The 12,245-nt window shown below is 49.8% G+C and carries 9 protein-coding genes and 3 pseudogenes; 6 read left to right on the forward strand and 6 right to left on the reverse strand.

Annotation, left to right across the window (positions count from 1 at the left end; genetic code table 11):
- Window positions 1-137: 137 nt before the first annotated feature.
- From gntK to ACTWJ7_RS04025, 5 genes and pseudogenes are all read right to left on the reverse strand, one after another.
- The gene (gene gntK / locus ACTWJ7_RS04005) at window positions 138-1,688 is read right to left on the reverse strand and encodes a gluconokinase (protein ID WP_301880359.1); all 1,551 of its coding nucleotides are present in this window, start codon (window positions 1,686-1,688) and stop codon (window positions 138-140) included.
- 276 nt (window positions 1,689-1,964) lie between these two features.
- Window positions 1,965-2,791 (reverse strand): annotated as a pseudogene (locus tag ACTWJ7_RS04010) (carbohydrate ABC transporter permease).
- A 20-nt stretch (window positions 2,792-2,811) separates the two neighbouring features.
- A pseudogene (locus ACTWJ7_RS04015) lies at window positions 2,812-3,677 on the reverse strand (carbohydrate ABC transporter permease).
- A gap of 129 nt (window positions 3,678-3,806) precedes the next feature.
- Window positions 3,807-4,301 carry an extracellular solute-binding protein gene (locus ACTWJ7_RS04020; RefSeq protein WP_443145145.1) on the reverse strand — a complete coding sequence of 165 codons (495 nt, stop codon included), beginning with the start codon at window positions 4,299-4,301 and terminating at the stop codon, window positions 3,807-3,809.
- Entirely contained in the window at window positions 4,298-5,080 is a 783-nt protein-coding gene (locus ACTWJ7_RS04025; protein ID WP_443145146.1) for an ABC transporter substrate-binding protein, read from the reverse strand. Before ACTWJ7_RS04025 ends, ACTWJ7_RS04020 begins: the two co-directional genes overlap by 4 nt.
- Before the next feature lie 361 nt (window positions 5,081-5,441).
- On the opposite strand from ACTWJ7_RS04025, the gene ACTWJ7_RS04030 reads away from it, so the two are divergent.
- The 6 genes and pseudogenes from ACTWJ7_RS04030 (at window position 5,442) to ACTWJ7_RS04055 (ending at window position 11,629) form a co-directional block, all read left to right on the forward strand.
- Window positions 5,442-6,170, forward strand: a complete 729-nt coding sequence (locus ACTWJ7_RS04030) for a GTP cyclohydrolase II (RefSeq protein WP_443146339.1) — start codon at window positions 5,442-5,444, stop codon at window positions 6,168-6,170.
- 250 nt (window positions 6,171-6,420) lie between these two features.
- On the forward strand, window positions 6,421-6,990 hold the full coding sequence (locus ACTWJ7_RS04035) for a glycerol-3-phosphate responsive antiterminator (protein WP_094938060.1): 570 nt from the start codon (window positions 6,421-6,423) through the stop codon (window positions 6,988-6,990).
- Between the two features lie 32 nt (window positions 6,991-7,022).
- Window positions 7,023-8,510, forward strand: a complete 1,488-nt coding sequence (glpK, locus tag ACTWJ7_RS04040; protein ID WP_301880354.1) for a glycerol kinase GlpK — start codon at window positions 7,023-7,025, stop codon at window positions 8,508-8,510.
- Between the two features lie 392 nt (window positions 8,511-8,902).
- Window positions 8,903-10,559, forward strand: a pseudogene (locus ACTWJ7_RS04045) (glycerol-3-phosphate dehydrogenase/oxidase).
- 66 nt (window positions 10,560-10,625) lie between these two features.
- The gene (locus ACTWJ7_RS04050) at window positions 10,626-11,183 is read left to right on the forward strand and encodes a Gfo/Idh/MocA family protein (protein WP_443145147.1); all 558 of its coding nucleotides are present in this window, start codon (window positions 10,626-10,628) and stop codon (window positions 11,181-11,183) included.
- Window positions 11,129-11,629, forward strand: coding sequence for a Gfo/Idh/MocA family protein (locus ACTWJ7_RS04055; RefSeq protein ID WP_443145148.1), 501 nt, complete (start codon window positions 11,129-11,131; stop codon window positions 11,627-11,629). The genes ACTWJ7_RS04050 and ACTWJ7_RS04055 overlap by 55 nt, the downstream gene beginning before the upstream one ends.
- Before the next feature lie 115 nt (window positions 11,630-11,744).
- Here ACTWJ7_RS04055 and ACTWJ7_RS04060 read toward each other — a convergent pair whose 3' ends face one another.
- Window positions 11,745-12,047 (reverse strand): winged helix-turn-helix transcriptional regulator, encoded by a 303-nt coding sequence (locus ACTWJ7_RS04060; RefSeq protein ID WP_029880866.1) that lies wholly within the window; start codon window positions 12,045-12,047, stop codon window positions 11,745-11,747.
- Window positions 12,048-12,245 lie beyond the last annotated feature (198 nt).

The raw sequence follows: 12,245 nt of genomic DNA on the forward strand, positions 1-12,245 counted from the left end.
AGAATACTAAACCAAGCTTTAAACCTCTAATAAGGTGCGTACGGTTCGTTAGCGTATGGCGTTTGGCAGAAGGAAGGCGGTCCTGTAATGAACTCGCCGACTTGCCTGCTTACTCACTCACCATTCACCCAATCCACTCACTTCTGCATCGTTTTGTTCTGAAAAGCAGCGATATCGGCATACTCCTCTTCAAACTTACGGGAGATGCGGATGAAGATCGGCAGCAGTTCGCGATAGACGCGCACGCTATCCAGGTCTGGCTGATGCCGATGGGTCGATCCAATCATGCCGGAGACGGCACTGAGGGAATCGATGCGGCCAAGGGCATACAGCCCCAGTACGGCTGCCCCGAGGCAGGAACTCTCGATGCTTTCGGGAATGATGACATCCTGATCGAAAATATCAGCCATCATCTGGCGCCATAGTTCAGAGCGGGCGAAGCCGCCTGTGGCCTGGATCTTTTTCGGACGACCGATTTTCTCTTCAATTGCCAACATGACGGTGTACAGATTAAACAAGACACCTTCCAGAGCAGCGCGGATCATGTGCTCCTTCTTGTGATGCAGCGTCAGGCCAAAGAACGAGCCGCGAGCATTAGGGTTCCACAGTGGAGCCCGCTCACCCGTCATGTATGGATGGAACAACAGGCCTTCTGAGCCTGGCGGTACATTTTCGGCAACACGTGTCAATACTTCATATGGATCAATCCCAAGGCGTTTCGCGGTCTCTACCTCGGATGCTGCAAACTCATCCCGAATCCAGCGGAATATAACCCCGCCATTATTCACTGGACCTCCAATCACCCACGCATCCTCGGTGAGCGCATAACAGAAGAAGCGTCCTTTCGGATCGGTGACCGGCTTGTCCACAACGGTACGAATCGCTCCGCTGGTCCCGATGGTAACGGCCACGACGCCTGGATCAATGGCGTTTACGCCCAGATTGGAGAGCACGCCGTCACTTGCTCCGATGACAAATGGCGTCGTGTCCGCAACACCCATCTCTTTGGCATACTCAGGATTTAAGCCTTTCTTGAGCAGATGAGTCGTCGGCACAAGGCGGGACAGGTGATTCGGAGTGATGCCTGCGACATGTAGTGCTTCCTCGTCCCAGTCAAGCTTTTCGAGATTCATCAGTCCGGTGGCGGAGGCCATGGAATGGTCAATCACATACTCGGAGAACAATTTATAAAAAACATATTCTTTCATTGAAATGAACTTGTGCGTCTGTTTGGACAGTTCCGGTTGATCTCGGGTCAACCACATGATTTTGGTCAGGGGTGACATGGGATGAATCGGTGTGCCTGTTCTTAAATAAATTTCGTGACCGTTCATTTCGGTTTTGAGTGCTTCCGTCCACTCGGCACTGCGATTGTCTGCCCATGTCATCGCCCGCATCAGCGGTTTGCCATGTTCATCGACGGGCAGAATGCTGTGCATGGCTGAACTGAACGAGACAAACAGAATTTCATCCGGTTTGATGCCCGCCTTGGAGGTCGCCTGTTTAACCGATTCTACGACGGCTTTAAAAATATCTTCCGCATCCTGCTCTGCAATCGCAGGAGTAGGGGTATACAGCGGGTAATCGGCACCGCCTTGAGCCACGATGGTTCCGTTCTCTTCAAACAGGACGGCCTTCGTGGAGGTGGTGCCGATATCTACGCCGATCATATAGGGTGAAGAAGCCATTTTGTCATCCCTCTTTCTTGAATATATAAGTTAAATGAATACTGTTACACGTTTACACTCCGGGTACAGAAAGCCTTCCGATCGCCGTTATCCCCAAATTTCTTTGATCCCTCTTCAAAGGGAGAAATTTAGTTATAAATGCGAACATTTCATTTCTCCAGGCCCTTTCTGTCCCCTCCGTCCACGTGGCGCTATTCACCCAACTTATATGGCATCTGTTATTTATCTATAGATAAGAATATCAGACTTGAGGGATGGATCAAAATGCAGCTGTCCCTAATCCTTTACCGCCCCTGCGGCAATATCGGAGATAAACTGGCGGCTGATGAACAGGAACATCACGATCAGCGGAATAACGGCCAGCAGTGTACCTGCGATAACCATTGCATAATCCGTATTGTACAATCCGTTTAATTGAGACAGCGCAATCTGCAGTGTATACTTTCGCACATCCGTCAAGACAATCAGGGGCCAGAGATAATCATTCCATACGCCAATAAATGTGAACGCCCCGAGGAAGGCGAAGGCAGGCCGCAGAATGGGCAATGCCACGTTCCAATAGAGCCGGAAGAAATTACAGCCATCGATGCGTCCGGCATCCAGCAGGTCATTCGGAATAGACTCCGTGGCATACTGGCGAATCCAGAAGATGCCGAAGGCGTTCACCATGCCCGGAATAATGAGGGCTTTGAAGGAACCGACCCATCCGAACGTCGCCATGAGCACGAAGGAAGGCACCAGCGACAGCTGGGAAGGCACCATCATGGTGGCGAGCAGCAGGACGAAGAGCCATTTTTTGCCCGGAAATTCAAACTTCGCAAACGCAAACCCTGCCAGTGAATCAAAAAACAGCACCAGTATCGTCACCAAACCCGCCACAAACAACGTATTCATGAATGCGCCCAGAAGTCAATCTGCTGAAGCACCCGACTAACATTGTTCCACAGTTCGCCCCCAAACCAGAGCTGAGGTGGGAACTTATAGATATCGGACGTCGTCCGGGTGGACATTACAATCAGCCAATAGAACGGGAACATGGAAATGAGCATGCCCCCGATAAGACCGGTATACAACACCAGCGATTTGAGAGATTTGGACGTCATGAGCGCTCCCCCTTGTCACATCAGGATGACTTGCCTTGAACGAGCTTCCAGTTCACGATCGAGAACAGGGCGATGATGAGGAACATGCCCAGCCAACCGCAGCACCATAGCCGAAGTAGTTGTTAATGAACGATTCGCGGTAAAGGTACAATACAATGGTCATCCCGGCTGCACCTGCGCCGCCATCGTTGCCCACGAGAATTTGTGGTTCGGTGAACAGCTGCATGCCGCCGATCGTCGATGTGATTACAGTGAACAGAATGACGGGTCGCAGCATCGGAATTGTAATGCGGAAAAAGGACTGTATTCCGGATGCGCCGTCAATCTTGGCAGCCTCGTACAATGTCTGGGGGATGCTCTGAAGTCCGGCCAGATAGATGACCGCGTTGTATCCCGTCCAGCGCCAGACGACCATGGAGGAGATCGCTACCTTAATGCCCCATGGCGCATTAAGCCATTCCACTACCGGAAGTCCGACGGACTGTAACAGGTAGTTAAGAAACCCATAGTTGTTGGCAAACAGGGCACCGAAGATAATGGCGACGGCCACGATGGACGTCACGTTCGGCAGGAAATAGCCCACGCGAAACAGGGTACGGAATTTTACAAAAGGTGCATGCAGCAAAAATGCCACAATTAGGGCAAAGAACAGCATCGGAATGGTGGAGTAAATCCAGATCATGAACGTGTTGCCCACCGCTTGCCAGAATTCTGCATCAGTCAGCATATATTTAAAGTTGTTTAGTCCGTTATAGGTCATTACGCCAATGCCATCCCATTTGTGGAAGGCCAGATATAAGGAAAACCCGATCGGAAACAGTCCAAATACGGCAAACAGAATGTAAAACGGGGAGATCGCCACATAGAGTGCGCGATGTTCCCACATCCGGGACAAGAGTGATTTCTGCCGATCCAAATCCGGACGTACCTTTCCGGGATCCGGGGTGAGGCGAGGTTCCGTTACAGCCATATGAATTCCTCCTTTGCGGATTGCCATCTCGTAAGAGTGTCTGAATTAACGCTGTAACTCCCGCTCAACACGGTGGACCGTATCGGGCCAGACCTGCTCCGGGTTGGCATTTTGCTTCGCAATATCATTCAGCCGCCGAGTTATGATGTTGTGTACCGAAGGGTATCGTTCGCCAAAGAATGCTTCTGGCACATGCTGTGCCGATTCGGCAAATACAGGCCCTGTCGCCTGTCCGCCGAAGAAGGGTTCTTCTTCTTTCATCGCCGGTGTATCAAACACACCCGGTGCCGATGGAAACAGGTTCAACGTTGTATACTGTTCAAGCTGGTTTTCCGGGCTTTGCAGCCACTGGATGACTTCGAACGCTTCTTTTGGATGTTTGCTCGATTTCAAAATGGACAGGAATGACCCGCCGTTATTGCCGTCTCCCCCAGGAGCGCGAGTGACTCGCCACTGGCCTGATGTATCCGGCGCGGCTTCCTGCAATACCTGCTTCATCCAGACCGCTCCCACAAAGGAGGCAATCTCACCATTATTCATCGCTGCGTTCCAGCCCGGGTCCAGCCGTCTGCATTGGCGAGCAGCCCTTTTTGTTTGAAGGATACGGCGATATCCCAGCTCTGCTTGACGAGTGGCGAATCCATGCCGATAAACGAGCCGTCCGGACGGAAATACCGTTCGGTTCCTTGCGACAATACTTGATTGTAAACGGTTCCAATATTATCGGTTAGAAATACCTTGCCTCCGAACTTCTCTTTGATCTTTTCTCCGGCAGCAGAATAGGCATCCCAGTTGTTGATCTGACGAGCCACTTCTTCAGGCTCGGAAGGCAATCCGGCCTCCTTAAACAGATCTGCACGGTAGAAGAGAGCTGTCGGTCCCGTATCCATGGGGAAGCCGATCATCTGCCCGTCTGGCGTAACACCTTGCTTCCATTTCCAATCCAGATATTGGTCTTCGACGTCACCTGCGCCGAGATCATACAGATTATAGAAACGGTCCTCGCTGGGAAAAAGCTCCATGATCCAATCGTTCAATGCGACAATGTCGGGCTCACCTGAGCGCGCAGCGAGTGTCGTTTTGAGTTTTGCCTTGAAATCACCGCCGATTTTCTGGGCGGTCAGTTCAATATTGGGGAACTTTTCCTTGGCCTTGGCAATTAGCTTATCATCGATGGAACGGTTCCAGTACCATAATGTAAGCGCTACCTTTTTGTTGCTCGTTGAATCGTTCTGTCCCGGCCAGATGGAGCATCCGCTCACCAGCATGACACAGACTAGCAGAATGGCTGTCCAGCATGTTCTTTTCCGGCGGATCATGTGATAACCCCCTCATCGTTAAGTTCGAGGCATGAAGTGCGATGGACTACAACATAAGTGTATGAGCAGTTTATAAACTCATACCCAATATTCCTGAAATGAAACACAAATTTGTGTCGGTTACGTATCATGAATTTAGTAGTTACTTTAGAAACAAAAGTTACTTGACACAACATAATTTTTATTTTAAACTTGCTTACATAAAGTAACTAATGATGATGACAATAATATAGATGCGTACGATATGCCGTTCAGTGATCCATTTTCCGTCAAAATGCGAATCCATTCCTAACCAAAGATGGCTTAACAGGAGGAACTTACTAATGATTAATTCACATATTATTCAACTGCTTGCCCCAAAATTCAGACTTTTCCTAGTGGAAAAGAATTCATATACCTCGTGGGTCCGATTAAGCTCCCGGTGAATCTTGATGGAGAGACACATACCTTCCAGTGGTACAGCTGGATGAAATCGGAGAAGGCCATGGAAAGCGGTGAGCTGATTGAATCGCTCGCTACTGCCGAACTGGCTGAACGCCAGCAATCCAGTGTATTGGTATACGGTGACTTTGCCGAAGCACAGGAAGCGCTGATTCGGATGCACAGCATCTGTCATACAGGCGACATTTTTGGCAGCAAACGTTGTGACTGCGGCTTCCAGCTGGAGCAATCGATGAAGATGATTGCTGCCCACGGAGCAGGCGCGCTGTTCTACTTGGCGAATCATGAAGGCCGCGGTATAGGTCTGTTCAGCAAAGCGATGGCATACCTGCTGCAAGAGGAAGGTTTGGATACCGTTGATGCGAACCTGCAACTTGGATTCACAGATGATGCGCGTAATTATGATGATGCCATTGCTGTATTGCGTGCATTGCGTTCAGCACCCGTTACATTGATCACCAACAATCCACGTAAGCTCGCTGCTTTGCAGGAAGCGGGATTGAATGTGGGTGGACGTGTTCCACTGTGGGGAGATCGGTCGGCCTTCAACGAAAAATATTTGCAGACCAAAGTGAGCCGTTCCGGCCACTTGGCAGAGAAGGATGGCTGGGCTGGAGAAGAAACCTTGCTTCCGCATGCCCAGGCTTAAAAGGATGATCCTGATGGAACATTCAGCATAATTTGCCATGAAGTCGATTTGTTCTACTGTTCAATAGACAGGATAATTTAAGCTGTTCGTGTATGCTCCTTCCGGGGTTACATGAACAGCTTTTTTGAGTTTAGACAACGAAATAGTCCATTCTTACGTCAAGAAATGTTCTTTCGACCCTGACTTCCCTTGCCGTTCCACCATGTGAACTATACAATATAGGCATCTGATTTATGCGGGAGGAACGAGGGTGCCATTTGAGGGACAGTATGTGTTACCGGCTGCCAAGAGCATGAAGCAGTTCGAAGCAATGATTGAAGGCCCTTACACCTATGGGGTTGTACTGGATACACACATCGCGCAGCTTCACAGTGTGATGGAGGAAGCGCGGCGGCGTGACAAGAAAATATTACTGCATGCCGATCTGGTGCAGGGGCTGAAGAACGATGAATATGCCGCAGAGTATTTATGCCAGCATATTCGCCCGGCAGGACTGATCTCAACGCGAGCCAGTGTAATTCAGAAGGCAAAACAGAAAGGGATTACAGCCATTCAGCGCATTTTTTTGCTGGATACCAATGCGCTGGAGAAAAGTTATCTTTTGCTGTCCAAGACCCAGCCGGATTATATTGAAGTACTGCCTGGTGTTATCTCGCATATTATTGCAGAAGTATCCATACGGACAGGTATCCCCATCATTGCAGGCGGGTTGATCCGCTCACCGGAAGAGGTTGAACTGGCTTTGGAAGCCGGAGCTACCGCCGTAACCACTTCCAACGTGGACCTGATTCGGCACTACAAGAAATCGCATACAGCGTAAAAGCAGTAATCCCACAACAGGAGGTTGTCTGTATGGAAAAATATATATTGGCCCTTGATCAGGGAACGACGAGTTCCCGGGCTATTCTGTTTAACCAAAGCGGGGAGATTGTGCATATTGCACAGCAGGAATTTCCGCAATACTTTCCCAAGCCGGGATGGGTGGAGCAGAACGCCAATGAAATCTGGAGTTCCATTCTGGCAGTGATGGCTTCATGTCTGGCCGAAAGTGGAATCAAGCCGGTTCAGATTGCCGGCATCGGTATTACGAACCAGCGGGAAACGGTTGTGGTATGGGACAAAGAAACAGGCCGACCCATCTATAATGCTGTAGTTTGGCAGTCCAGACAAACGGCTGGAATTTGTGATGAGTTGAAGGCGAAGGGACTGGGTGATCTTTTTCATCGCAAAACGGGACTGCTCATTGACCCTTACTTCTCGGGAACCAAGGTAAAGTGGATTCTGGATCATGTGCCTGGTGCCCAGGAGCGTGCAGAGAAGGGTGAGCTTCTATTTGGTACGATCGATAGCTGGCTAATCTGGAAGCTGAGCGGCGGTACACATGTCACCGATGTATCCAATGCTTCCCGAACCTTAATGTACAACATCTATGATCTGCAATGGGATGACGAATTGCTGCAGATTCTGGACATTCCCAAAGCGATGCTGCCGGAAGTACGCGGTTCATCCGAGGTGTATGCACATACAGTTGACTATCACTTCTTCGGTCATCGGATTCCGATTGCCGGAGCAGCAGGAGATCAGCAGTCGGCCTTATTCGGTCAAGGCTGTTACACAAAGGGAAGCATGAAAAATACGTACGGAACCGGATGTTTCATGCTCATGAATACCGGAGATCAGCCAGTGCAGTCCGATCACGGGCTGATTACAACCATTGCCTGGGGAATGAATGGTAAAATCGAGTATGCATTGGAAGGTAGCATTTTTGTCGCGGGTTCGGCGGTACAGTGGCTGCGTGACGGTTTAAGGATGCTTCGTTCCTCCAAAGATAGTGAGGACTATGCGGCACGCGTACCCTCTACAGACGGCGTTTATATGGTGCCAGCATTTGTCGGTCTGGGAAGCCCTTATTGGGACAGTGAGGTTAAGGGAGCGGTATTTGGCTTGACGCGAGGAACGACCAAAGAACATTTTATCCGTGCAACACTGGAAGCACTGGCGTACCAAACCAAGGATGTATTGGCGGCTATGGAATCCGATTCAGGTATTTCGGTCAATGCCTTGCGCGTGGATGGGGGAGCGGCGGCCAATGATTTTCTGATGCAATTCCAGAGTGACATTCTGAATATCCCTGTTGAGCGTCCCACTGTGAACGAAACGACGGCATTAGGTGCGGCTTATTTGGCAGGACTTGCAGTCGGATATTGGAATAGTGCGGATGAATTGATGGATCACGAGAATACGGAACGTGTCTTCCATCCGGTTATGGCTGAAGAAGAGCGATCAGAACTGTATGCAGGGTGGCAACGTGCCGTGAAGGCAGCGATGGTTTTCAAATGAGTAGAGAATACGTGAAATGGGCATTTGTACTTTTTCGTTAAACTTATACAATAAATGATATTTATTGGTGGAAAATGATGCATAACTTACAGGGGTTATTTTCCTGGAGAAGAGAAAACAACTATCCACTTTAAGGGAAAATAAATGATTAATGGATCAGCTTGAAATTCCCTCCGCAGGCAGAACAACTTTTTGAAATTTTTTTGAATAATGTGTCATTTCAGGCCTTCACGCCGCCGGAAATGTGTGATAGGATTAACTCACAAGTTAAAAAATGATGTCTGGAGATCGGGAGAGACCACGTACCGCTCAGCAATTGCTGCAGCGAATGACGTGGTCTTTTTTTTGTGCTTTTGTGAGTAAAACAAAGGTAAGGAAAGGGAGGAATCGGGATGACAGCATCGTTCTCGGCAGAAAAACGTACCGAATATTTGGATTGTATGGCGAATGCACATTTTGACATATTGATTATTGGCGGAGGAATCACGGGTGCTGGTATTGCACTGGATGCAGCATCCCGTGGATTAAAGACAGCGCTGGTGGAAATGCAGGATTTTGCAGCAGGAACCTCAAGTCGATCCACCAAGCTGGTGCATGGCGGTCTGCGGTATCTGAAGCAGCTTGAAGTGAAGATGGTTGCTGAGGTGGGACGGGAGCGAGCAGTGGTGTACGAAAATGGGCCGCATGTGACGACACCCGAACCGATGCTGCTTCCCATCTATACTGCAGGTACATTTGGCCGCTTCAGCACATCCATTGGCCTGATGGTGTACGACTGGCTTGCCGGAGTAAAGCGTAGTGAACGACGTAAAATGTTAAATGCCGGAGCTGTCTTGGACAATGAGCCTTTGCTGCGCAAAGATGGGCTGCTCGGTGGTGGACGCTATGTGGAGTACCGGACGGACGATGCCCGGCTTACCATTGAAGTAATGAAGGAAGCGGTACGGCGCGGCGTTCAGGCCGTCAACTATGTAAAGGCAGCCGCATTCCTGAAGGAGAATGGGGTGGTTACAGGCATTCAGGCGGTGGATCAGATTAGCGGTCAATCGTATGATCTGCGGGCAACCAAAGTGATTAATTCCTCCGGTCCATGGGTGGATGAGCTGCGCAAGATCGATGGGTCCCGTCAAGGAAAAACATTGCAGATGACGAAAGGTATTCATCTGGTATTCGACGGCACACGTTTCCCGTTAAGGCAGGCTGTATATTTTGATACACCGGATGGACGAATGGTCTTTGCTGTCCCGCGGGAGGGTAAAACCTATGTAGGAACCACAGATACCGTCTTTGAAGATGATCCCGCACACCCGTTAATCTCCCAGGCAGATCGGGATTATGTCATCGATGCCGTCAACGGGATGTTCCCGGACGTACGGATTCGTGTTGAGGATGTGGAGTCCGGTTGGGCGGGTGTGCGTCCGCTGATTCATGAAGAAGGCAAGGGGCCTTCTGAAATTTCACGCAAGGACGAAGTCTGGGTAGCCCCGTCGGGGTTAATTACGATTGCCGGGGGCAAATTAACAGGGTATCGCAAAATGGCCGAGATGGTTGTTGATCTGGCTGCCCGCCAGTTAGAACAGGAGACAGGAAGATCCGTTGGGCCATGTATAACGAAAGAAATGCCAATCTCAGGGGAGATGTCGGAGGTTCTGCTAACTTTGGTGCGTATGCTGAACGCAAGATTAAGGACGGCGTTGCACTTGGACTTGATCGATCTGCTGCGGAGCGATTAGCCCGAGTATATGGTTCCAATGTGGATGCACTGTACGAGCGGATGCCTGAACCGCGGGCTAAGGCCGAGCTGCATGGTCTGCCTCAGGAGCTGCTGCTGATGCTGAGTTATGCGATCGACGAGGAGATGTCTGTAACACCGGCGGACTTTTTTGTGAGACGTACCGGGACCTGTTTTTCCGCATTGACGAAGTACGTCAGTATAAAGCAGCGGTAATTCAGTATATAGCTGAACGCATGGATTGGCTTGAGGAGCAAGTAACATGGTATACGCAGGAGCTGGATCAGTTGCTCTTGGAGGCATCGGGCCAAAATTAATGCAGGAATTCGCATCCGGGGTCGAATGGAACATGTAAGCGTGTAACAGGAGAGGGGATTACATCTATGACTTTACAGATCGGAATCATTGGAACAGGTTGGTTCAGCAAGGTACATGCGGATATTCTGGCACGAATGGAAGGCGTTCGTGTAGCAGCTGTCTGTGGAACAGCGCTGGAGAAGGCGGAGGCCATGGCTTCCGTCTATGATGCTGCTGGCTACGGTGAACTTGAACATATGTTAGATGGTGAGAAGCTGGATGCAGTCTATATCTGTGTTCCTCCGATGTCTCACGGAACGATTGAAACCGAATTAATTCGTCGGGGTATCCCGTTCCTGGTAGAGAAACCGCTGAGTACAGGCATGGATATTCCCCGTCAGGTGCTGGACCAGGTACAGAAGTCCGGATTGTTGACGTCTGTAGGTTATCATTTCCGTTATCAGGAGGCCGCACAGGTGCTGCAACAAGCGATGAAGGAGCAGACCATCGGTATGGCGCTTGGTCGCTGGATGGGCGGGATGCCAGGAGTCGCCTGGTGGCGTCGTCAGGAAGGCTCCGGGGACAGTTTGTGGAACAGACGACTCATATCGTGGATCTGCTGCGGTACTGTGCTGGCGAAGTAACAGAGGTATACGCAGTAGCGGCCCAGCGCAGCATGCATGAGAAGCATGAACATGTCACGGTAGCTGATGTAGCGAATGTAACGCTTAAGCTGGAGAGTGGGGCCATCGCAAGCATTGCCAACACTTGCCTGCTGCCAGACGGTGAGGGCGGCGCAGGGCTCCAGTTCTACACGGATGCCGGAGTCTGGGATTGGACGCCTGAACGTCTTCTTCTGCCAAGTGCTGCCCCTCATGCGATGGCAGGTCTGGAGATTCCAGCAGGACATAACCCGTATGAGCGGGAAAATGAAGCGTTTATTCACGCCCTTCGTACCGGCGATCGCTCACGGATTTTGTCCGATTATGCAGATGCCTGTCGCACACAAGAGATTACAACGGCGGCATTGGTTTCGGCAGATTCGGGTTTGCCGGTACAGCTTCAGCACTCCAAACATCTCTCTCATTAATCCTTGTATAACGTAACAAGAACTATAAATCCATGACAAAGACGCCTGAATCTGGACTGATCCGAAGATCAGTTCAATTCAGGCGTCCTTGTGTTGAGCATGAATCAGCATATAGCTACTTAGTAGACTGCTGCTGTTTCAACCAGTCGGAGGACCAGTTGTATATCTGATTAATGACAGGTTCAATGGCTCTGCCTTTGGGCGTCAATTCATACTCTACGCGGGGTGGAATTTCAGGATACATATGCCGGGTTACGATACCTTCCATTTCCATTTCCTTCAGGCGCTCAGACAACAAACGACCGCTAATCGCCATTTCTGCTTCCAGCTCTGTGAATCGTTTGGGTCCGGATAACAGTTGGTACATAATAAGCAGCACCCACTTCTTACCAATGATATCCATGGCTTGAGTAATCATACAGGGACTTGGCGATTTTACTTTTCTCAGTTTCAACGTGTTCACCTCGATTCAAGTATTAAGGTTTTTTTCGTATATATAAAAGTGCGTGGCTTTCTGCCGCTCTGACCAAAGTAAGGGACAATGAAGTCAACCTGTTACTACAAATTGTACTGTAACATACCTTTTGTAATGTATTATACACTATTCGTCAAAAAA

Origin of the sequence: Paenibacillus sp. 1A_MP2, assembly GCF_052244825.1 — a bacterium.
Taxonomy (GTDB): domain Bacteria; phylum Bacillota; class Bacilli; order Paenibacillales; family Paenibacillaceae; genus Paenibacillus; species Paenibacillus vandeheii.

What these genes read in the sequence shown, in the direction of transcription:
- gntK (WP_301880359.1), bottom strand. Translation starts at nt 1,688, where the DNA reads ATGGCTTCTTCACCCTATATGATCGGCGTAGATATCGGCACCACCTCC.
- ACTWJ7_RS04050 (WP_443145147.1), top strand. Translation starts at nt 10,626, where the DNA reads ATGACTTTACAGATCGGAATCATTGGAACAGGTTGGTTCAGCAAGGTA.
- ACTWJ7_RS04025 (WP_443145146.1), bottom strand. Translation starts at nt 5,080, where the DNA reads ATGATCCGCCGGAAAAGAACATGCTGGACAGCCATTCTGCTAGTCTGT.
- ACTWJ7_RS04060 (WP_029880866.1), bottom strand. Translation starts at nt 12,047, where the DNA reads ATGATTACTCAAGCCATGGATATCATTGGTAAGAAGTGGGTGCTGCTT.
- glpK (WP_301880354.1), top strand. Translation starts at nt 7,023, where the DNA reads ATGGAAAAATATATATTGGCCCTTGATCAGGGAACGACGAGTTCCCGG.
- ACTWJ7_RS04020 (WP_443145145.1), bottom strand. Translation starts at nt 4,301, where the DNA reads ATGAATAATGGTGAGATTGCCTCCTTTGTGGGAGCGGTCTGGATGAAG.